Genomic DNA, 19570 nt, shown 5'->3' with positions numbered 1-19570 from the left:
TCCGTACCGGATGCGTCAAGGGATGTAAGCAGAGCCCGGCTTGGGGCTGATCGGTCGGTCGGAAGCCGAATGCGCCGGACGCGCCACACGCGACACCGGTGGCGAGATCAGTGCCGTGTCGTCGACAGAGCCGCAAACCCGACTGATTTCGGCTTCAGTTGTTGACGGCTGACACCGGTAGGACTACAACCCGAGAGAGCGCTCTCATGTCTGCTGTTGCTCCATCCCCACGCATGCCGGACCGGCTTGAGGAGACCCCACATGCAGAGTTCCGCCGGCGCACCCACCCACAGACCGCCGGTCGGCGCCGCACGCCCACGCGCGGCCCTCGGCCTGGTCGTCGTCCTGATCGCCGCCTGCTTCGCAGTCCTGGCACCGACGCCCGCGCGCGCCGCCGACCAGTTACTGTCCCAGGGCAGGCCCGCCACCGCCTCCTCGACCGAGAACGGCTCCTTCCCCGCAAGCGCGGCGGTCGACGGCAACACAGGCACCCGCTGGTCGTCGGCCTTCTCCGACCCGCAATGGCTGCGGGTCGACCTCGGATCCGTCCAGCAGCTCAGCCGTGTCACCCTGAACTGGGAGGCCGCCTACGCGACCGCCTTCCAGATCCAGACCTCCACCGACGCCGGCACCTGGACCACCGTCTACTCCACCACCACCGCCACCGGCGGAACGCAGGACATCGCCATCTCCGGCAGTGGCCGCTACGTCCGCCTCCACGGCACCGCGCGGGGCACCCCGTACGGCTACTCCCTGTGGGAGTTCCAGGTCTACGGCCCCGGCGGCACTACCCCGCCGGACGACTTCTGGGGCAGCACCAGCGACATCCCCCCGGCGAGCAACGCCGTCGAGGTGAAGATCCTCAACCGGACCAACGGCAAGTACCCCGACAGCCAGGTGTACTGGAGCTTCAACGGGCAGGTGCACTCCATCGCCGAGCAGCCCTACCTCGACATGCCGGCCAACTCCGCGGGCCGCATGTACTTCTACCTCGGTTCACCCAACAGCCCGTACTACGACTTCATCGAGTTCACCGTCGGCAACAATGTCTTCAACGGCAACACCACCCGGGTCGACGCCTTCGGCCTCAAGCTGGCCATGCGCCTGCACAGCAAGGACGGTTACGACGTCGAGGTCGGCGAGAACCGGCAGACCTTCACCGAGGACCGCTCCACCACCTTCCAGCGCTTCATCGACGCCGTTCCGGACCAGTTCAAGGTCCTGGCCCAGACCCAGGCCCCGTACCGGATCATCGCGCCCGGCAGCGACCCCAGTTTCCGCGCGGGCGGCGCCAACGCGAACTACTTCACCGCCTACGCCCAGTCAGTGGGCGTGAACGCGGCCACCTCCGACATCTTCGGCTGCGCCGCCTCGCTGGCGGGCAACCCCGACATGTGTGCCGCCCTCAACCGCCACGTCGCCACCCTGCCGGCCTCCCAGCAGTCCGACCCGGCCCAGTTCTACAAGGCGGCACCAGCCAACTACTACGCCAAGTTCTGGCACGACAACGCCATCAACCACCTCGCCTACGGCTTCCCCTACGACGACGTGGCGGGCCAGTCCTCCTTCATCTCCCACGCCGATCCGCAATGGCTCCTGGTCGCCGTCGGCTGGTAGCCGATCCGGTGGCACGGACACCGAACGCATACTGATCCCCTGACTGGCGGGTCCGGCGGGTCGCACGATCCCGCCGGACCCGACGGCCCCGTATCCGTCGCCCCCGCATGCCCCGTTCCCCGGACGGAGGGCACAACGTGGGACCACCCAGCACACCGATCACACCGGATCGCCCGACAACCGCCCGAGTCGCAGAGGCTTCCGCGCTCTCGGCGCCACCGTCGGCGCGACCGCGGCTCTTGGCCGTCTGCCTGCCAACTACCTTTTCACTAGGCTTACTTCACTACTTGACGAAAGCGGTCGCCCCCCTTTAGGTTCTCGGGTCAGCCACGCGTTGTACGACGCCTCCCTCCGTTCACGAGGTGAGGCGTCGGCCGCCACCCCCCATGTGAAAGGCCACCCCCTCTCATGGCCCGATCCCTTTCCACGGCCGCCCTCTCCGCCGCACTGGGTCTCTCCGCGTGCCTGCTCACCGCAGGCCCCGCCCAGGCCGACACCGGCACCATCACCGGGCTCGCCGGCAAGTGCCTCGACATCGCCGGCGCCAACTCCGCCGACGGCACGCCCGTCCAGCTCTACGACTGCAACGGCACGAACGCCCAGCAGTGGACGGTCGGCACCGACGGCACCATCCGCGCCCTCGGCAAGTGCCTGGACGTGACCGGCGATTCGACCGCCGACGGCGCCAAGGTACAGCTGTGGTCCTGTACCGGCGGCGCGAACCAGAAGTGGACCGTCACCGCCGCCCACGACATCGTCAACCCCCAGGCGAACAAGTGCCTGGACGTCACCGGCAACAACTCCGCCAACGGCACCCGGACACAGATCTGGAGCTGCAGCGGCGGCGCCAACCAGAAGTGGAACGCACCCGCGAGCGGCGGCGACAGCACTCCGTCCGGCTTCGTGGTGAGCGAGGCGCAGTTCAACCAGATGTTCCCGAACCGGAACTCCTTCTACACCTACAGCGGACTCACCGCGGCCCTCAGCGCCTACCCGGCCTTCGCGAACACCGGCAGCGACACGGTCAGGAAGCAGGAGGCCGCCGCCTTCCTCGCCAACGTCAGCCACGAGACCGGCGGACTGGTCTATGTCGTCGAGCAGAACACCGCCAACTACCCCACCTACTGCGACTGGAGCCGGCCGTACGGCTGCCCCGCCGGACAGGCCGCCTACTACGGCCGCGGACCGCTCCAGCTGAGCTGGAACTTCAACTACAAGGCGGCGGGTGACGCGCTCGGCATCGACCTGCTCAACAACCCCTGGCAGGTGGAGAACAACGCCTCCGTCGCCTGGAAGACCGGCCTGTGGTACTGGAACACCCAATCGGGACCAGGCAGCATGACCCCGCACAACGCCATGGTCAACAGCGCCGGATTCGGCCAGACCATCCGCAGCATCAACGGCTCCCTCGAATGCGACGGCAAGAACCCGGCCCAGGTGCAGAGCCGCGTGGACGCCTACCAGCGCTTCACACAGATCCTCGGGGTCTCACCGGGCAGCAACCTGTACTGCTGACGCCAGCCGCCCCGACAAGGAGCCGTAATGCCCAACGTGAAGTCCCTTGCCAAGGGCCTGCTCGCAGCACTCGGTGCGATGACGCTCGTCGTGGCCATTCCGGCGAGCGCCCACGCGAACGTCCTGCAGTTGCTGCCGCAGAACGCCGACGGCCTGGAACAGACCTTCTCCCCCGCCTACGACTACGACGGCGACGGCTGCTACGCCACCGCCGCCATCGGCGCCGACGGCACCATCAACCCCGGTCTGAAACTCGGCGGTGACGTCAACGGGCACTGCCACGACTACGCCCAACTCGCCAACGCCAACACCTACTCACGCGAGAAGTGCAACAACGGCTGGTGCGCCGTCATGTACGCCAGCTACTTCGAGAAGGACCAGGCGACCTACGGCCCGGCGGCCATCGGGCACACCCACGACTGGGAGCACGTCGTGGTGTGGATCAACAACAACGAGGTCCAGTACGTCTCGGTGTCCCAGCACACCGGCTACCAGGTGGCCGCCCGCTCCTCGGTCCGCTTCGACGGCACCCACCCGAAGATCGTCTACCACAAGGACGGCCTCTCCACCCACGACTTCCGCTTCGCCAACAGCAACGACGAGCCTCCCGAGAACGTGACCGGCGGCTGGTTCTACCCGCGCCTGGTGGGCTGGAACGGCTACCCGGCCGGCTTCCGGGACAAGCTGATGAGCGCCGACTTCGGCGCGGCCACCATCAAGATCAAGGACGGCGACTTCGCCTACGCGCTGGCACACTCCATGCCCTCGGGCATCCCCTTCGATCCCAACGCCTGACCTGCGGAACAGGGGGATTGCAACCGGGCCGGTAGCGCCGCTTCCAGCTTCCTGGCCGTCCGCGCCACCTTGCGCGGACCCGGCACCTCCCCCTGGAACTGTCCCCATCACCTGGAACTGTCCCCATCACTGTCCGCAAGTTGAATCCCCAAGGCACAACGTGGCTGACGCCAAGGGCTCCGTCCTCCTGCACCGAGCCGCACTTGCGACCGGAACGAGCTTCTAGGCCCGGTAGGCCGCGGAGATCTGGCCGACCAGGACGGCGAAGGGCATGTCGAGGGCGCCGTAGACGGCGGCGGACTCCGGGGCCGCGTTGTCCGCCAGAGCCTCGACCATGAGGGTGGCATAGTCGGAGACGATGACCCCCGCCTGCTGCATGCGCAGCAGTCCTGCCTCGCGCTTGGCCTGGCTGAAGGTACCGGAGGCGTCCACGGCAACGTACGCGTCGTACCCGGCGGCCGTCGCGGAGATGGCGGGCAGCGCCGCGCACACCTCGAGAGACACCCCGGCGAAGATCAGTTTCCGCCGACCGGTGGCCTCGATGGCCTCGCGGACCCGATCGTCGTGCCAGGCGTTGACCGTGCTGCGATCTATGATCTTGTATCCGGCCGGCAGTGCCTCGACCAGCTCCGGGGTGGTCGGCCCCCACATGCTCTCCGCAGCGGTGGTGGTGACGACCAGTGGGATGCCCAGGACAGTTGCCGCCCGCGCCATGGCCACCACGTTGTGCTTCAGTTCGACGAGCGGAATGTCCCGGACGCCGGACAGAAGGCCCACCTGGTGGTCGACAAGCACCACGGCAGCGTTCTCCCGGGTGATCGGTTCCAGGAACTTGCTATGCGCGCTCATCTTCCGCTCCTTCGGGTAGAGCCGCAGTGGATTTAGTCACCAATGTTGATAGTCAATATCAGTGACTACTTCGACGCTACGCCCCGGCCTTTCGCAGCGCAAGCGCCGGTCGGTCATGCGGGATTCGCGTGACGCCGTCCGAGCCCTGAGGCAGGTGAATAAAATCGCTGGTGACCCAGCACAGCGGCGGACGCGCCGGGACAGGAGAGGCGTTGGACGGGCACCACACCGCGGAACCGGACCTCGGCATGCTCGCCGCCCGGGTCCTCCTCTCCGTCCAGCGCGAGCTGTTCTCCGCGCTCGCCGAGCAGGGCTTCGATGACATCCCGCCCCGCACCGGCGCCGTCCTCGCCTATCTGCGCACCGACGGCATCCGTGCCAGCGAGCTCGCCCGCGCCTCCGGACAGCACAAGCAGGTCATCGGCACCCTCATCGACGACCTCGAACGCCTGGGCTACGTCGAACGCAAACCCGACCCCGCGGACCGCCGGGCCAAACTGATCTGTCCCACAGAACGCGGCCTGCTCCAGATGGAGGCCGCCGCCTCCATCATGCGCACGATCGAGGAACGCCACGCCAGCGCTCTGGGCACACAGGAGTACGCCACATTCAAGAAGGCCCTCCTTCGCGTCGCCGAATTCCAGCGCGAGGTCGAGCACGACCATCAGGCGCCGGGGCGCCGTCAGGACGACTGAACGACCAGTCGACGGCTGGTCTCGGCACCACGTTCATCGGCGACTGCGATGAGAGCCGCCACGGAGGTGTGGTGGGGTCGCCTCCCCTGGCCCCGGCGGCTCGTGACCGCTCCTCAGCGAGGCGTATGCCGTGCTGAGGACAACACTCACCGCAGCGGCTGGGGCAAGGACTACGACGATGTCTTCGCTCTGCCCGCCGACGTCATCGACCGCATCCTCGACCGTCCCGACCTCTGCTTCCTCAGCCGCCAGATCGTCAACCGCCCCGACGGCACCCCGACGCCTTCCTGGCACGATTCGCCGAACGCGTCGGCGGCTCGCACATCCGCTCAAGCGCCCTGCATGCCTCGTGCCTACCCACAAGGTCCGGTCCGGAGCGGTCGGGGCTAGCTTCGAGTCCGTGGTCGAGCTCTCCGACCACGGCAAGGTGCTGGACCGCTTCCTCGAACTGTGCGCGCCGCAGATGTTCATGTACGGGGAGCAGAACAACTCTCAGTCGTGCCCCCGACACTGGCCGAAGCGGCGCCGCATCGCCGAGATCAGCCGCTGCGCGCACTTCCCCCCGTACTCCAACGCACCGCCGATGTGGGCCCGCCCAGCGACTTCGTCACCCGCGCCGACCGCTGATACAGCCGGGTTACTCCGATCCCGGCTGCGGATCCCATGTGCCGTCGGGCGGGTTGAGCCACTGCCCGACGGCGGCGTTCATGCTGCCGCACGCGGGGTCCTCGGGCACACCGGCTCCGGGGGCGAAGGTGCGCAGCTCGAAGTCGTACTCGGATCCCTCGGGATAGGCCCCGCTCGCGCCGACCATGGCGTCCGGGATGAGGGAGAGGTCGGGTTCGAGGCCGAGGACCTCCTTGGCCGTGGCCAGCTGGAGCACGGCCCAGCCGGGACCGTTGTCGACCCACTGGCGGGCCACGACCTGCTCACGCGTAATGCCGAACGCGGCCACGATGCGGTTCGGATAGGCGTCGTCGAGCGCGCCGTCACGCACCCGCGGCGGCGCGGCGAATGACAGAACGCCCTCGCCGCGGCGCACGTGACCAGGCCGGCGGCGCACTCCTGCACGATGCGGTCGGCCTGCTGCGGCGTGCCGCCGCCGTCCGTCCAGGCACGGGCGGAGCCGAGAGCAGGGTGCCCGGCGAACGGCAGCTCGCCTCCCGGGGTGAAGATCCGCAGCAGGTAGTCCGCCTCGAAGGTGGTGGGGGGCAGCACGAACGTGGCCTCGGAAAGGTTCGTCCAGCGCGCCAGGCGCTGCATCTCCTCATCGCTCAAGCCGGTCCCGTCCAGGACCACCGCGACCGGATTGCCGCTGCAGGGGATCGTGGAGAACACGTCGACCTGTGCGAACGATCGAGTGCGCGGCGTGGTCATCGCGGGCCTCCCGGTAGCGGCTGCGGCGGATTCTGCGCGTCTCGCGCACGGCGGAAGCAGGTGGGTTCATCCAACGGGCACGCGCCCGGCCAGGACAGGGCCACTGACCACAAAGTGGACTGATCACCACGAACCCTTGGCTACCGCGGGCGCTTGTGCCCGCGGTAGCCAAGGGTTCGCGGCCGACGCCCGATCCCCGCTTATCAGGTCCCGGTGGGGGCGACCAGGCGACCGCCGACGAAGGTGTGGGTGGGGTGGAGGTCACGGAGGGCGTCGCCGGGGCAGTGGGCGGGGTCCTGGTCCCAGATCGTGAAGTCAGCCCAGCGGCCCGGGGTCAGGGTGCCGCGCAGATGGGACTCGCCCGTGAGGTGGGCCGCCCGGGTGGTGTGCAGGGTGAGGGCCTCGTCGTACGTGATCGCGTGCTCGGGTCCCTTGACGCCGATGACCGTCTGCCTTGTGGTCATGCCCCACACCGAGCGCATCGCGCCGAACTGGCCGACCGGGAAGTCGGAACCGGCGCTGACCTGGGCGCCCAGGTCGATCCAGCCGCGGGCCGGAAAGAGGCGGGCGACGCGTTCCGGGCCCCAGAAGCCCTCCTCGACCTCGGCGGTGTCGTGCAGCAGGGGCTGCTGGATGGTGACGGGGATGCCGAGGGCGACGGCGCGGGCGCGCTGCTCGGGGCCGGCGAGGCCGCCGTGCTCCATGACCAGGCTGCCGGCGGGCAGGCCGGGGTTGCGCTGCAGGACGCGTTCGTAGACGTCGAGGAGGGTGCGGACCGCGCGGTCGCCGTAGGCGTGCGTGCCGACCCGCCAGCCGCGCCGGACCACCGCCTCGACCGCCTCGACCAGCGCGTCCGGCTCCCAGATCAGCATCCCGGAGAAGGAGTGGTCACAGGCGTACGGCTCCTCGGTGGCGCCGGCCTCCAGGCCGCCGTCGAGGCCGAACTTCACGCCCCACACGGACAGGTATGGGTCGGAGTTGTCGCGCCACTCCTCCATGGTGTCGAGGAGGTCTTCCACCTGGGCCGCGCTGGTCATGCCGAGCGCCGAGATCAGCGCGCGCACCCTGATGTGCAGCGCGCCCGCCTCGCGGGCGGCTTGGAGCACCCGGTAGTCCTCAAGGGCGACCGCGCAGTCCCGCACGGTACCGATGCCGGTGGCGGCGTAGTCGCGGGTGGCGATGCGGAGTCCTTCGATGCGCTCGGCCCGGTCAGGGGCTGGAACCAGGCGCTCCACCAGGTGCAGGGCGTTGTCGATCAGCCGGCCGTCCAGCTTGCCGTCGGCGTCACGGCCGATGGTGCCCCCGGGCGGTACGGGGGTGTCCTCGGTGATGCCCGCGAGGCGCAGCGCGTAGCTGTTGACGACGTCGTTGTGGCCGCCGCGCTTGACCAGGACCGGGTGCCGCTCGGTCGCCGTGTCGAGTTCGGCCGCGGTGGGCATACGGCGCTCGGCCAGGTTGAGTTCCTGCCAGTTGGTGGTGGTGCGGATCCACTCGCCCTCGGGCGTGACCGCGGCCCGCCGCCGGATCAGGCCGAGGAACTCGGGGATCGTGCGGGCCTGATGGACCGGGACGTCCTGGGCACCGAGCGCGGCGAAGATCAGGTGGGTGTGGGTGTCGTCGAAGGCCGGCAGCACGGTCGCGCCGGGCAGGTCGCGGACCTCGGTCTTGTCGGTGACCAGGTGGTCGAGGCCGTGCGGGTCGGCGAACACGGCCGCGATCCGGTCGCCGCGCACCGCCAGGGCCCGCTGCGGGACCTGGCCGGGCACCAGGGTGTGCACCGCGCCGGCGCGGATCAGCAGGTCGGCTCCGTGATCAGACATCGTCTTCTCCCTCAGCTCGCAGCGTTTCGAAGGTGTCGCTGACGAGACTGTTGTAGAAGCCGTTCGGTAATTCGCCGCCATACCTGGATCGACCGCGCAGGAAACACGCCATGCGTACACCCGGTATGCGGATCATGCGCCAACGTCGATCGGGACGGACGCAGGAGCGCAGCCGCTCCGCTCGCATCGCCCCGTGATCCCTGAGGCGGGGCGGTCCGGCCGGGGCTGCGCGGACGCACCGCCGTACGTCGCCTCACTCCCCGTACACCGACCGCGCCTGCGCACGACGGGCGTGCGCAACTCGGTGTGCTTGGCGCCGTTCGCTACTGAATCCGCCGGCCCTTCATCGCTGTGCCTGGGGGAAGACCACGCGGAGTGTCTGGACTCGTCTGTTGCGGCGGATCATGAGCCAGGCGAGGATCGGCGGGCAGGGGTCAGGGATGCCGGCGGGGTTGGTGACGTGCATTTCCCAGATGGTGACGGAGCGGCTGGCCACGACACGGCGCAGATGCTGGGTGACGCCCTTGTCCCGGTTCCTTCGCATGGCCGGGAACGGATGGCAGCGTTCGCCCGGCGTGCCCAGGACACCGACCAGTTCGGTCTCCGGCGGCCACAGTTCCTGGATCTCCCTGGGCTGGCAGCCGCGCCGGGCGCCTTCCAGTGTGACCTCGGCCTCCTGCCGGCTCTCCTCGGTGAGCCGGGAGGCGTCGTCGTGCACGTGTGTGGCGGTCGTCAGCAGCACCTGGGAGAGCTTCGCCCGGGCCTGGTTGAGGCGGCTGCGCACCGTACCGACCGGGATCTCGCAGGCGTGGGGGATCTCCTGGTAGGAGGTGATGTTGCTGAAGTGGCGCAGCATGAGCACCAGCCGCAGCGGCTCGGGCAGTTGCTCCACCGCGGCTGGCGTCCCACCGGTGCGGGACGCCGGCCATCGGCGGGGTTCAGTGGGCGGCGGCCGTGTGCAGGGCCTTCGCGTACAGGGTCTTCCAGAGCCTGCCGGCGCCCGGCATCACGAAGAAGACAAGGAGCGCGATGGAGGCCAGGGTGAAGGGGAATGGGCGCACCCACTGGTTCCAGTCCGCGAAACGGTCGGCGATGGTCAGGGAGTACAGCCGGTCCGAGGAGTAGATGGTGACCAGCAAGGTGAGGAACTCGGCCCAGTGAGGCATGGCCGGCGTGCGGAAAATGTGCTTCATGACGGTCTCCTCTCTCAGCCGAAGTGGCGGATGCGGGCTGCGGTCGCGGGCGCGTAGGGCAGCCAGTCGCTGGTCGTTCCAGTGGTGACGAATTCGGCGACGGCGGTTGCGAATTCGAGGCTCAGGGTGCGCTGGGCGTCGCCGGCGCCGGCGAGGACGGGGCTGCCGGGGTAGGCGTCGAAGGTGTTGAAGAGGAAGGGCAGTTCGGCGCAGTGGGTGGCGCCCAGGGCGTACGGGTCCTCGGCGGGGGCGTAGTCGAACTGGTAGACGTAGGTGGTGTTGCCGCCGGCCGCGTGATGGTCGGCGATCTCCAGCGAGCCGTCGCGGAAGAGGCCGTCGGTCTGCACCGAGGTGAAGATCTGCGCCGGTGTCGCCTGCGGGAGGCGGGCGGCGTGCTGCTGATAAACGTCCAGGGCGGCCTGTCGGCCGACCTGGGCGGTGAGGACGTCCAGGGCGGTGTCGGTGGTGAGGTTCTGGATGCGGGGGTCGAAGGCGAAGAAGGCCGTCGCTTCGTCGCGGGTGGTGCCGATCAGCAGGGTCTTGCCCTCCAAAGCGCCGTCACTGAGCGCCTGTTGCCGCGTGCGGGGCATGCCGGGGGCACCGAGGACCGGGTACATTGGCGGAGCCGCGTTACCCGGAGCCGCGAGCTGGACGGAGAGGCGGCCGTAGGCGTCCAGCAGCTGCTCGGCCGGCAGGGCACGCAGGGCCTTCGCGGCATCAGTGCCGACTGGGATGTCCAGCAAGCGCAGGTAGGCGTCGGCGTTCTCGGCGGCCTGGTGCGGATCCTGTGGGTTCAGGCCGAAGGGGCCGCTCTGCAGCAGCACCCGGGTGATGGACCCGCTCGTCTCGGGGTCGAGCGCAAGCGACAGGGCCGAGTACGCTCCGGCGGACTGCCCGCCGACGGTGACCGTGCGCGGGTCGCCGCCGAAGGAGGCGATGTTGTTCTGCACCCAGCGCAGCACGGCGGCCTGGTCCTGGGGGCCGAGGTTGGCTGCGCCGATCTGCGGCAGGTAGAGGTAACCCAGCGGTCCCACCCGGTAGTTGGCGGTGACGACCACGATGTCGCCCAGCGCGGCGAGGCGGCCGCCGTCGTACCAGTCCCAGCCGCCGGAGCCGCTGGTGAAGCCGCCGCCGTGCCACCAGAGCAGGACGGGTCGGGCCGCACCGTCCGCCAGCGCCCGGCGTGGAGTGAAGACGTTGACGGTCAGGCTGCCGTCCTCGTTCCAGTCCGGCACGCGCTGCCCCTGCACCTTCTCCAGCCGGGAGGCCGCCTGCGGAACGGAGGGGCCGGCCTTGGCCGCGTCCCGCACGTCCGTCCAGCCCGGGTGCGGCTGCGGCGGCGCGAACCGCAGCTCGCCGACCGGCGACGCGGCGTACGGGATTCCCCGGAAGGAGACCGCCTCGCCCTCCGCAACTCCCCTGACCTTGCCCCGGTCGGTGTCCACCACCGTGTGCTCGATGCCGGTCATCGTGCTCACCTGCTCTCTCGTCTCGGTTGCTCTGAGACGTTTCTAAGCCGAGGCGAGAATCTGAGCCAGAAATGACCATCTGGATCGAGGAAAAAGTACATATGATCTCAATCCATGGAGAGAGTGCGCCATCTGTTGAATGAAACGGACAGTCGGATCGCCGCCGCGATGCTGGCCGCTCCGCGTGCCTCCTGGCGCACGGTCGGCCGGGTCCTGGGCATCTCGGAGCGCACTGTCGTACGCCGTGCTGCACCACTGTTCGGCGACGGGACGCTGCGGGCCACGGCCGTACGCAACCCCGTGCACTTCCCCGAGCTGATTCCGCTGGCCCTGCGCATCCGCTGCCGGCCCAACCGGATCAGCGCCATCGCCGCCACCCTCGCCCGCCGTCCCGACACCATCTGGGTCGACGTCCTCGGCGGCGGCGACGAGATCTGCACCGTCCTGTTCCTGGACGGACCGGACGCCCGCAGCAACCTGCTGCTGCGCGACCTGCCCGCCACCCCCGCGGTCCAGTCCTGGACCTCGCACGTCCTGCTCCGGGTCTTCCCGGCCGCCTTCGACTGGAGCGGCGGCCTGCTGACACAGACCGAACTGACCAGCCTGCGGCCCGACCTGTCCGCGGCACCTACCCGCCCCGTCCTCCAGCCCCTCGACCACCAGCTGATCACCGCACTGATCGAGGACGGCCGAGCCTCCTACACCGACCTCGCGCGCCGCGCCGACACCACCGCCCTGACCGCTCGCCGCCGGGTAGAGGCACTGGTGGGCGGCCAGGTACTCAGGCTCGCGACCGAAGTCGATCTGGCCCGGCTGGGCATCCGGACCGAGGCCCTTCTGTGGATCACCGTCGCACCTGGCGGCCTGGAGGAGACGGGCCAGCAGCTCAGCCGCCACCCACAGGTCCGCTTCGCCTCCGCCACCACCGGCTCGGCCAACCTCCTTGTGGCTGTCGCGGCAACCGACCTCGACGCGCTCTACCACTTCCTGAGCGAGACCATCGGCGCCCTCGAACACATCACCACCCTTGAGGTCACCCCCATCCTGACCGGGGTGAAGAGGACCGGCCTGGTCCGCCCGGGCAGCCTCTGAGCCGATCACAGGTTCCGGGTAGGCACCACCGGAACCGTGGCATTCTCGCGAGGGCAAAACGGTCGAGCTCCCGACCCGACTCACTTCGGGGCCTACGAGCCTTGCTCTGCGAGTGTGACCTTCCGGCCCGCGCGCGCCGCCTCTCGGATCCGCTCCAGCATGCGGTGTCGCCGGACGGCGTGCCGGAAGTCGGGAACGCCGTCCTCGTCCGGCGCAAGGTTCCCGGTGATCTGGTCGCGCAGAAGCGCGTACTCGTGGGCGACATTGCAGGCGGGCTCGGCGGGTCGCTCGGCCCATTGCGTCAGCGACCGCTGATAGCGGGCGGGAACCGGCAGCTCGGTCAACGTGCCGTCCTCTCCTCGGGCTCCGTTGAGCCGCAGTCCCCCATACCACCACTGGGCCTGGTCGGCCTTGACGATGAGATCGCCGTCCGTGCCGTTGATCTCCCAGTGAAACGCGGTGGCGCGTGAGGTCCCACCGCGGATGTGCATTGCGGCTACGGCCCCCGACTCAAGCACCCCGGTGACGGCGATCTGGTCCTCTGCGGTCTTGGCTACGACCGCCCCGCTCGTGACGTGGGTGACCTCCGGGCGCAGGTTTTCGATGACAGCCGACACCTCACGGAACTCCCCGAGCACCATGGCCAGCGCGTCGACCGAGTGCCCGAAGGGGATCGACAGCAGCGTGGCGCCGCTGGTGACGTCCAGCACGTACGCATAGTTGTCGTCGTAGGTGGCGCCGCCGATCCAGCCCGACCCGAGCATGCTGGTCGACAGCACCCGCCCCACGTAGCCGTCGGCGACCAGGTCCCGCAGATACCGAAGCGGCGGAGCCGACCGGGCCTGCAGGCCGACGGCCGTGAGCACACCCCTGCGATGCGCGAGGCCGGCCAACTCCTCGGCCTGCGCGAGGTCGGCACCGAGCGGCCACTCGCTGAACACCATCTTCCCCGCTTCCAGCGCGGGCCGGATGAGCTCCAGGTGATGCGGAACCTTCACCGTCACCACCACGAGATCGACTTCCTCACTACGGGCCAGCTCCTCCGCGCTGCCGTAGGCCAGCGGCACCGCATACTTCTCGCCGGCCGCACGCGCCGATTCGGCGCTGCTGGCGCTCAGCGCCCGCAACTCGTATCCATCGAGCCCGGCCAGTGCGGGCACATGGGCAGCGGCCGCCCACCCGCCGCTCGCGCTCAGACCCACGACACCGACGCGGATCGGCTCCCGATGAGGGGAAGTGGACGTCATGTGCGCCCCGGCGTTCGTGGTCATGCTCTCTCATCTCAAAGCGGCCCATAGCCATGGAGGACACGGTCTGAGCAACACGGTCAGTTACACGTCGATCGGCTTGCCGTTCGTTACAGCGGAACCTCACTCGGCGAGCTCGCTCCGCCGCGCCCTGCCCCTGCGGCGCGTCGGCGCCTCCGAACCGGCCGAGGAACAACCGAACGAACGACCGGCGCTGCTCTACTTCGCGTCCTGGGGCGAGGCGGTTCATTGCGTCTACGGCGACGGAGCCAGCTCGATGGGAAGGTGCCGGGGGCCGCGCAGCACGGCGCTGTGCCGGTAGGGGGGAGGGTCTTCGACCAGGGTTGCGGTGGTGAGATGGGGAAGGAGTGCTCCCAGGGCGATCTGGGCTTCGACCCGGGCGAGGGGCGCGCCGTAGCAGATGTGGACGCCGCTGCCGAATCCGAGGTGCTGGTTGTCCCGGCGGGTGGGGTCGAACCGGTCGGGGTCGCGGAACCGCTTGGGGTCACGGTTGGCCGAGGCCAGCGCGAGCACCACGGGCACGCCCTTGGGGATGGTCGTGCCCGCGACGTCGACGTGGGTGAGGGGCGTGCGGTCCAGCAAATGGACCGGGGGCTCGTAGCGCAGCAGTTCTTCCACTGTGCCGGGAAGCAGGTCGGGTTCACGGCACAGGCGCTCCAACTGGTCGGGGTGGCGCAGCAGAGTGAGTACGCCGTTGGTGATCAGATTGACCGTGGTCTCGTGTCCGGCGACGAGCAGCAGCACGGCGGTGGCCGCCAGTTCCTCGCGGGTGAGCGCTCCGGCCGGGTCGGGGTCATTGACGAACGCGGACAGCATGTCGTCCCCCGGATGGCCGCGGCGCTGTTCGGCGAGGTCTACCAGGTAGCGGCCCATCTGCGCTCTGGCCTGGTTGCCGGCCTGTTGGCTCATGGTGAGGTCTTCGCCGGGCCGGATGTCGCCGGAGTCGGTGATGGCGGTGGACCACTGCCGAAAGGTCGGCTCGTCTTCGCGCGGTACACCGAGGAGTCGGCAGATGACGGTGACAGGCAGGGGGTAGGCGAAGTCGTCGACGATGTCGACTTGCGTACGTCCCTGGAGCGACTCGATCAGTTCGTCGGTGATCCGGGTGATTTCGTCTCGCATAGCGTCGATCCGGCCCGGACTGTGCGGGGGACCGAACGGCCGTGTGGCCAGGCTGCGCAGCCTGTGGTGTTCGGGGTCGTCGAGCCGGATGAAAGGGTGGGGCTCTTCCTCTTCCGCCGGCAGGCCGCTGTAGGTGCCGGCGCGGTTGCGGCGGTCGGAGCTGAGCCGTGGGTTGTGGAACAGGGCGACGATGTCGTAGTACCCGCCGACCAGGTAGCTGCCGTCCGTCTGCCGCGCCACGCCCGCCTCGCGGAGTTCGGCGTACAGCGGGTAGGGGTCGGGGCGGTTGGCGTAGTCGGTGATCCGTTCCAGCAGGGTGTCGACAGCCATCGACGGGCTCCTCGTGACAGGGAAGGACGGAGGGGTCAGCCAGTGGGCCGGACCACGGTCAGTCGGCGGTCCGGCAGGTGACCGGTCAGCGCGACGGTGGGGCCGTGGGACAGTCCCTTCGGATCCGGCACGTCGGAGGGAAGCGCGAATTCGGTCACCAGCGGGTGGCCGTCGGCAGCGCCGGGCGCAGGCGGGAACGGGGCGGCGCTCTCGATCAGGCCCTGGTAGTACTCCAGCCACTTGGCCATGTTGACGGTGACGGCGGCAGTGATGCGGCCCCGGTAGCCGTAGACCGCCACCAGACGGCGTTCACTGAGCGAGCCCTGGGCAATGACCACCTGGTCGGAGTAGGTAGGGACACCCACGGACTTGATGTTGACCCCGAACTGACTCGACCAGAAGACCGGAACCGCGAGGTGGGGACGCCGCGGCGGCCCGGGACTGATCATGTTGTGGGCCGCCACCTCGGCCTGCGCGACCGCGTTGCCCCAGTGCTCCAAGGAGAGCATCTGGTAATCGAAGAGCGGGTGGGGGAAACGGGAGACGTCGCCAGCCACAAAAACATCGTCGGTGACGATTCCGTACATGTCGAAAGCGCGGCACCCCGCGTCACAGGCGACCCCGTGCGGGCCCGCCGCCAGCCCGGAATCCGCCAGCCACTCGACGTTGCGGACCGCACCCATGGCGATGACGCACACGTCCGCGTCGATGTGGCTGCCGTCGGAGAGGTCAGCTCCGGTGAACCGCCCGCCGGCGTTCCCGCACAGCGCGGTGACCGTCACTCCGCAGCGCAGGTCCACGCCGTGGGCCCGCTGCAGGCCGGCTGCGAGCTTCGCCAGTGTGCCGCCGAGGGCACCCACCAGCGGTGCGGTGCCGCGTTCTGTGACTGTGACCTCGATGCCCCGCTCCCGGCAGGCTGAGGCGATCTCCGAGCCGGTGAAGCCTGCGCCGATGACCAGCACCCGGCGCGGTCCGGCGGTCAGCCGCTCGGCCAGGCACCCGGCGTCGTCACGAGTGCGCAGGGTGAAGACTCCGTCCAGGGCGGCCTGCTCCGGTTGGGGCCAGGGGCGCGCCCGGGTTCCGGTGGCGATCAGCAGCCGGTCGTAGGGCAGGGACTCACCGTCGGCCAGCAGGACCTGACGGCCGACCGGGTCGAGCCCCGTGGCACGCACTCCGAGGCGCCAGTCGGCGTCCGGGTCGCGGCGCATCGGCAGCCCGGTAGTGTCCGCCGCCGACATGCCGAGCAAAACCTGCTTGGACAGCGGCGGTCTGTCGTAGGGCGGGTGGGGCTCGTCCCCGACCACGGTCAGGGAGCCGGTGAAGCCCCTCTCCCGCAGTGCCTCAGCGGCCCGCAACCCGGCCAGCGACGCGCCGACGACGACGATGGGGCCCTCCCGAAGGTCACCGGGCCCGGGCACCGGCGGTCACCGCCTCACCCACGAGGATCGCCTGGACCGGGCACGCTGCAGCGGCCTGGCGCACGCGCTCCAGCTGCTCGTCCGGGACTTCCTGGCGGTACAGCAGTGCTTCCTCGCCATGCAGCTCGAACATCTCCGGTGCGAGAAACACGCACTGCGCATACGCCTGGCAGCGGGTGAGGTCCACGACGATCCGCATCCCAGGCCTCTCCCTCCGTCGCCTCGAGCCCCCTGTCTCTATTTAGGCTCCGGAACGCGCCAGGTGCTCGCCCGGCTACTCCGTCGGGGCCGGATCCAGCGGGCAAGGGTGTTCGAGAACGCGCGCATGCGGGCCGGAATGAGGCTGCGATCGGGCACCAGGAACGGAGGCGCCGCGAAAGAGATGAGTGTGGGGATCACGAAGAATGCAGACCGACAGTGGCCGGCATGGCTACCGGATGCTTTGGGAAGCGGTCATCGTCTCGCCTGCTGCTGCCGTAACCACACCGCGTCAACTGCTCACGCCAGGATCAGAAACAGCTTCTTTGCGGGTCGAGGCAGACATCGTGGGCATGGGCGTCGGGTTTGGCATATCCATCGCGGCCCAGCCCAAAGTCATCCGATCGCGAGCTGTCCGCCGCGTGCCTCGAGAACCGCGCCGGTGATGTAGCTGGCGCGGGACGAAACAAGGAACACAACCGCTTCCGCGATTTCCTCCGGGTCTGCGACCCGCCCCAGTACGGTGGTTCGCCCGATCGCCTGGAGGGTTTCACCTCCCATCTCCTCCGTCCCGGGGGTATGGACAGGGCCCGGAGCCACGGCGTTCACGCGGACGCCCTGGGCGCCGAACTCGTCAGCCCATACTCGTGTGAGAAGTTCGAGTGCAGCTTTGGAGGCCCCGTAAGCGCCCGATTCCCGCACCGGCGTGGTCGCCGCCGCTGTACTCACATTCACGATGACGCCACGCCCCCGCTCAGCCATTCCCGGAGCGAGGGCACCGACCAGGAGCATCGGCGCGCGTGAGTTGACGGCCATCTGAGCGTCGAACATCTCGGCGGTGGTGTCCGGCGTACTGGCGAACCGGTAGATACCGGCGTTGTTGATCAGAACGTCCACCTCGCCTGCTTCAGCGGCAAGACGCAGGACGTCTTCAGAGCTACTCAGATCCGCAGCAACGAACCGGGCCTTCCCGCCTGCGGCAGCGATCTCTTTGACGGTCTCCGCACCCCGCTGCTCGTCCCGCCCGTGGACGATGACCGAGGCCCCCAACGCTGCCAGGCGCAGGGCCACGGCCCGGCCGATGCCGGCGGTAGCGCCGGTGACAAGAGCGGTGGATCCGTCCAGTTCTGCAGCCATGAAAAGCTCCTCCAAGCCGAGAGGAACGACATGCTGTCGGTTGTTCCTCGTGTAACTGATGATCCTGATGGTTCATGCCATGGCGACGACGGACCCACGCCGGACAGATCGTTGATCATGGTCCAGCCCGGGGCCGTGGCCCACGCGGTCTTGGGAGGCCGGCGAGCTCGCCTTCGCTGATCACGTCCGCGGGCGACTGGTACGCGCCGTACTGCCGCCGGGGGGTGGAGGCGCCACCCCCGCTGTCCGGCGTGCCATTGCCCCGGTCCTGACGGTGACGCAGACTTCCGGGTACCCGGCCGGCGAGCGTGACGGCCCCGCTCGGGCGCCTGGCGCGGCTGCTCGACGTCCCGCCGGAACTCGCCCATAGCAGTCCGGCATACGGCTGTCGCGCGACGGCCATGGGGCCAGGCGGCGTGTGTGCGCATCAGGCACTCGGTGCGGCTGCGAGCCTCGCTTCACGTCGGCAGACGTCGGCGGTGCATCGGGCACGTGTCCCGTGACCGTGGGGCTTCAGCTTGCAGTGGTAAGTGGAGGAGGAGTGCGCTGTGTGCTGCGGCCAGGGGGGTCGGTGGTGGGGGTGCCGGTGCGGATGAAGCCGAGCCAGGCGGTGCACACACGGCGGCCGAGGGGCTCGATGTCCTGCGGGCGGACGCCGGCGAGCATGGGGGCGTCGGCCCAGTCGGCGTCGGTGCCGAAGAGGAAGCGCAGTTCGATGCAGTGGGCGGCGCCGAAGACGGAGTCGGGGGCGGCGGCGTCGAACCGGTAGGCCCATACGCGGGCGCCCGCCTCACTGAGCTGGACGGCCGGCTTACGGGAGGGACGGGCGAAGGCGAACTCCCTCGCGGCGTGTTCCACGCCGTCGGCGGCGAGCGCGGAGCCCGGGACGGGACCTCGCGCACCCGGCGCGGCACCGGGTTCACGGCGTGGAGGGCGACCATCTCCCGTTCGGTGATGCCGATGGTGACGTCCAGGCCGGGTGCCCGGCGGGTGAGAACGTCGGTCCAGGCCGCGCGGTCCGGGAGCGGGTCTACGCCCGCGACCGGCACGAACGGTGGACGGAGTCGAGCCCGAGCCTGCCGGCGGCTTCTCGGGCGACGGAGCTCTGGGCGCCCAGGGTGTCCGACACCGGGGCATCGCGCGGATTCGTGCCGAGCCGGGAGAGGAAACGCTCGGCGGCGCGCTTGGCGTGGTCGGCCTCGCCGAGGCTCAGCCCTGCCGAGGTGCTGTTCACGATGGCACCGTGGAACGGGCCCTCGGTCCCGGGCATGCCCAGCAGGCACTGCACGCTGTGGGCGCTCGCGGGCCGGCCGGCCAGGGTGACATGGCCGGTGTGCCCCGCCGAACGAGGCGATGTCGTCCCGCACCCACCGCAGCGCCGCCAGCTGGTCGGAGACGCCGAGGTTGCCTTCGGGGATCCCCGGGGAGCGCAGACAGCCGAAAGCGCCGAGCCGGTAGTCGACCCGAGACGACGATCATGGCGTCCGACCGACTGGTCGGGCGATCCGATCGGCGGTTCGAACCTCCTGCAGGTCCACAGGTGTTGAGGTACCCACGGGGACTCGAGCGAGGCCCCCGACTGCGGGTCCGCCGACAGTGACATGGGCGGGCCCGCGCTCAGCGACCGGGGGCGACCGGGTGGGCCCGACCGCGACAGTCATTCGGTCAGTGCGTC

18 protein-coding genes and 2 pseudogenes are annotated in these 19570 nt (G+C 69.5%); 5 read left to right on the top strand and 15 right to left on the bottom strand.

Annotated features, from left to right (window positions below; all coding sequences use genetic code 11):
- Window positions 1-261: 261 nt before the first annotated feature.
- The 3 genes from ABT288_RS12065 to ABT288_RS12055 all read left to right on the top strand — a co-directional run bounded on the left by ABT288_RS12065 (window position 262) and on the right by ABT288_RS12055 (window position 3927).
- Window positions 262-1617 carry a beta-1,3-glucanase family protein gene (locus tag ABT288_RS12065; protein WP_351605591.1) on the top strand — a complete coding sequence of 452 codons (1356 nt, stop codon included), beginning with the start codon at window positions 262-264 and terminating at the stop codon, window positions 1615-1617.
- Between the two features lie 408 nt (window positions 1618-2025).
- On the top strand, window positions 2026-3132 hold the full coding sequence (locus ABT288_RS12060; protein ID WP_351605588.1) for a lectin: 1107 nt from the start codon (window positions 2026-2028) through the stop codon (window positions 3130-3132).
- A gap of 27 nt (window positions 3133-3159) precedes the next feature.
- Window positions 3160-3927 (top strand): NPP1 family protein, encoded by a 768-nt coding sequence (locus ABT288_RS12055; RefSeq protein WP_351605586.1) that lies wholly within the window; start codon window positions 3160-3162, stop codon window positions 3925-3927.
- Window positions 3928-4149: 222 nt separating this feature from the next.
- Here the strand turns inward: ABT288_RS12055 and ABT288_RS12050 are convergent, their stop codons facing one another.
- Window positions 4150-4776, bottom strand: coding sequence for an isochorismatase family protein (locus tag ABT288_RS12050; protein WP_351605583.1), 627 nt, complete (start codon window positions 4774-4776; stop codon window positions 4150-4152).
- A 170-nt stretch (window positions 4777-4946) separates the two neighbouring features.
- Between ABT288_RS12050 and ABT288_RS12045 the strand changes: the two genes are divergently transcribed.
- On the top strand, window positions 4947-5471 hold the full coding sequence (locus ABT288_RS12045) for a MarR family winged helix-turn-helix transcriptional regulator (RefSeq protein WP_351605582.1): 525 nt from the start codon (window positions 4947-4949) through the stop codon (window positions 5469-5471).
- A 637-nt stretch (window positions 5472-6108) separates the two neighbouring features.
- Here the strand turns inward: ABT288_RS12045 and ABT288_RS12040 are convergent.
- From ABT288_RS12040 to ABT288_RS12015, 6 genes and pseudogenes are all read right to left on the bottom strand, one after another.
- Window positions 6109-6513: a PhzF family phenazine biosynthesis protein gene (locus ABT288_RS12040; protein WP_351605580.1), complete on the bottom strand. Its 405-nt coding sequence runs from the start codon at window positions 6511-6513 to the stop codon at window positions 6109-6111.
- Window positions 6514-6566: 53 nt separating this feature from the next.
- A pseudogene (locus tag ABT288_RS12035) lies at window positions 6567-6848 on the bottom strand (PhzF family phenazine biosynthesis protein); the annotation flags it as partial.
- 203 nt (window positions 6849-7051) lie between these two features.
- Complete coding sequence (locus tag ABT288_RS12030) at window positions 7052-8668, bottom strand: amidohydrolase (protein WP_351605577.1); 1617 nt, start codon at window positions 8666-8668, stop codon at window positions 7052-7054.
- Window positions 8669-9011: 343 nt separating this feature from the next.
- Window positions 9012-9560, bottom strand: a complete 549-nt coding sequence (locus ABT288_RS12025; protein WP_351605574.1) for a sigma factor-like helix-turn-helix DNA-binding protein — start codon at window positions 9558-9560, stop codon at window positions 9012-9014.
- Window positions 9561-9606: 46 nt separating this feature from the next.
- A complete protein-coding gene (locus ABT288_RS12020) occupies window positions 9607-9861 on the bottom strand; it encodes a putative antibiotic biosynthesis monooxygenase (RefSeq protein WP_351605572.1) in 255 nt (84 codons plus the stop codon).
- A 14-nt stretch (window positions 9862-9875) separates the two neighbouring features.
- Window positions 9876-11330, bottom strand: coding sequence for a carboxylesterase/lipase family protein (locus ABT288_RS12015; protein ID WP_351605569.1), 1455 nt, complete (start codon window positions 11328-11330; stop codon window positions 9876-9878).
- 114 nt (window positions 11331-11444) lie between these two features.
- On the opposite strand from ABT288_RS12015, the gene ABT288_RS12010 reads away from it, so the two are divergent.
- Window positions 11445-12422: an Lrp/AsnC ligand binding domain-containing protein gene (locus ABT288_RS12010; protein WP_351605566.1), complete on the top strand. Its 978-nt coding sequence runs from the start codon at window positions 11445-11447 to the stop codon at window positions 12420-12422.
- Between the two features lie 92 nt (window positions 12423-12514).
- Here ABT288_RS12010 and ABT288_RS12005 read toward each other — a convergent pair whose 3' ends face one another.
- The 8 genes and pseudogenes from ABT288_RS12005 to ABT288_RS11970 form a co-directional block, all read right to left on the bottom strand.
- Window positions 12515-13693 (bottom strand): Gfo/Idh/MocA family oxidoreductase, encoded by a 1179-nt coding sequence (locus ABT288_RS12005; protein ID WP_351605563.1) that lies wholly within the window; start codon window positions 13691-13693, stop codon window positions 12515-12517.
- Between the two features lie 231 nt (window positions 13694-13924).
- On the bottom strand, window positions 13925-15142 hold the full coding sequence (locus ABT288_RS12000) for a cytochrome P450 (RefSeq protein WP_351605560.1): 1218 nt from the start codon (window positions 15140-15142) through the stop codon (window positions 13925-13927).
- 35 nt (window positions 15143-15177) lie between these two features.
- Window positions 15178-16560 (bottom strand): NAD(P)/FAD-dependent oxidoreductase, encoded by a 1383-nt coding sequence (locus tag ABT288_RS11995; protein ID WP_351605557.1) that lies wholly within the window; start codon window positions 16558-16560, stop codon window positions 15178-15180.
- The gene (locus tag ABT288_RS11990) at window positions 16544-16759 is read right to left on the bottom strand and encodes a ferredoxin (protein WP_067051804.1); all 216 of its coding nucleotides are present in this window, start codon (window positions 16757-16759) and stop codon (window positions 16544-16546) included. The genes ABT288_RS11995 and ABT288_RS11990 overlap by 17 nt, the downstream gene beginning before the upstream one ends.
- Before the next feature lie 395 nt (window positions 16760-17154).
- A complete protein-coding gene (locus ABT288_RS11985) occupies window positions 17155-17895 on the bottom strand; it encodes an SDR family NAD(P)-dependent oxidoreductase (RefSeq protein ID WP_351605554.1) in 741 nt (246 codons plus the stop codon).
- 513 nt (window positions 17896-18408) lie between these two features.
- The gene (locus tag ABT288_RS11980) at window positions 18409-18753 is read right to left on the bottom strand and encodes a carboxylesterase family protein (RefSeq protein ID WP_351605552.1); all 345 of its coding nucleotides are present in this window, start codon (window positions 18751-18753) and stop codon (window positions 18409-18411) included.
- A 172-nt stretch (window positions 18754-18925) separates the two neighbouring features.
- Window positions 18926-19129 (bottom strand): hypothetical protein, encoded by a 204-nt coding sequence (locus tag ABT288_RS11975; RefSeq protein WP_351605549.1) that lies wholly within the window; start codon window positions 19127-19129, stop codon window positions 18926-18928.
- A 115-nt stretch (window positions 19130-19244) separates the two neighbouring features.
- A pseudogene (locus ABT288_RS11970) lies at window positions 19245-19346 on the bottom strand (hypothetical protein); the annotation flags it as partial.
- Window positions 19347-19570 lie beyond the last annotated feature (224 nt).

This window comes from Streptomyces sp. NPDC001093, assembly GCF_040298985.1.
Classification (GTDB): domain Bacteria; phylum Actinomycetota; class Actinomycetes; order Streptomycetales; family Streptomycetaceae; genus Streptomyces.
Note: the sequence above shows the minus strand (reverse complement) of the source record. Positions and strands in the feature narration are given on the sequence as shown.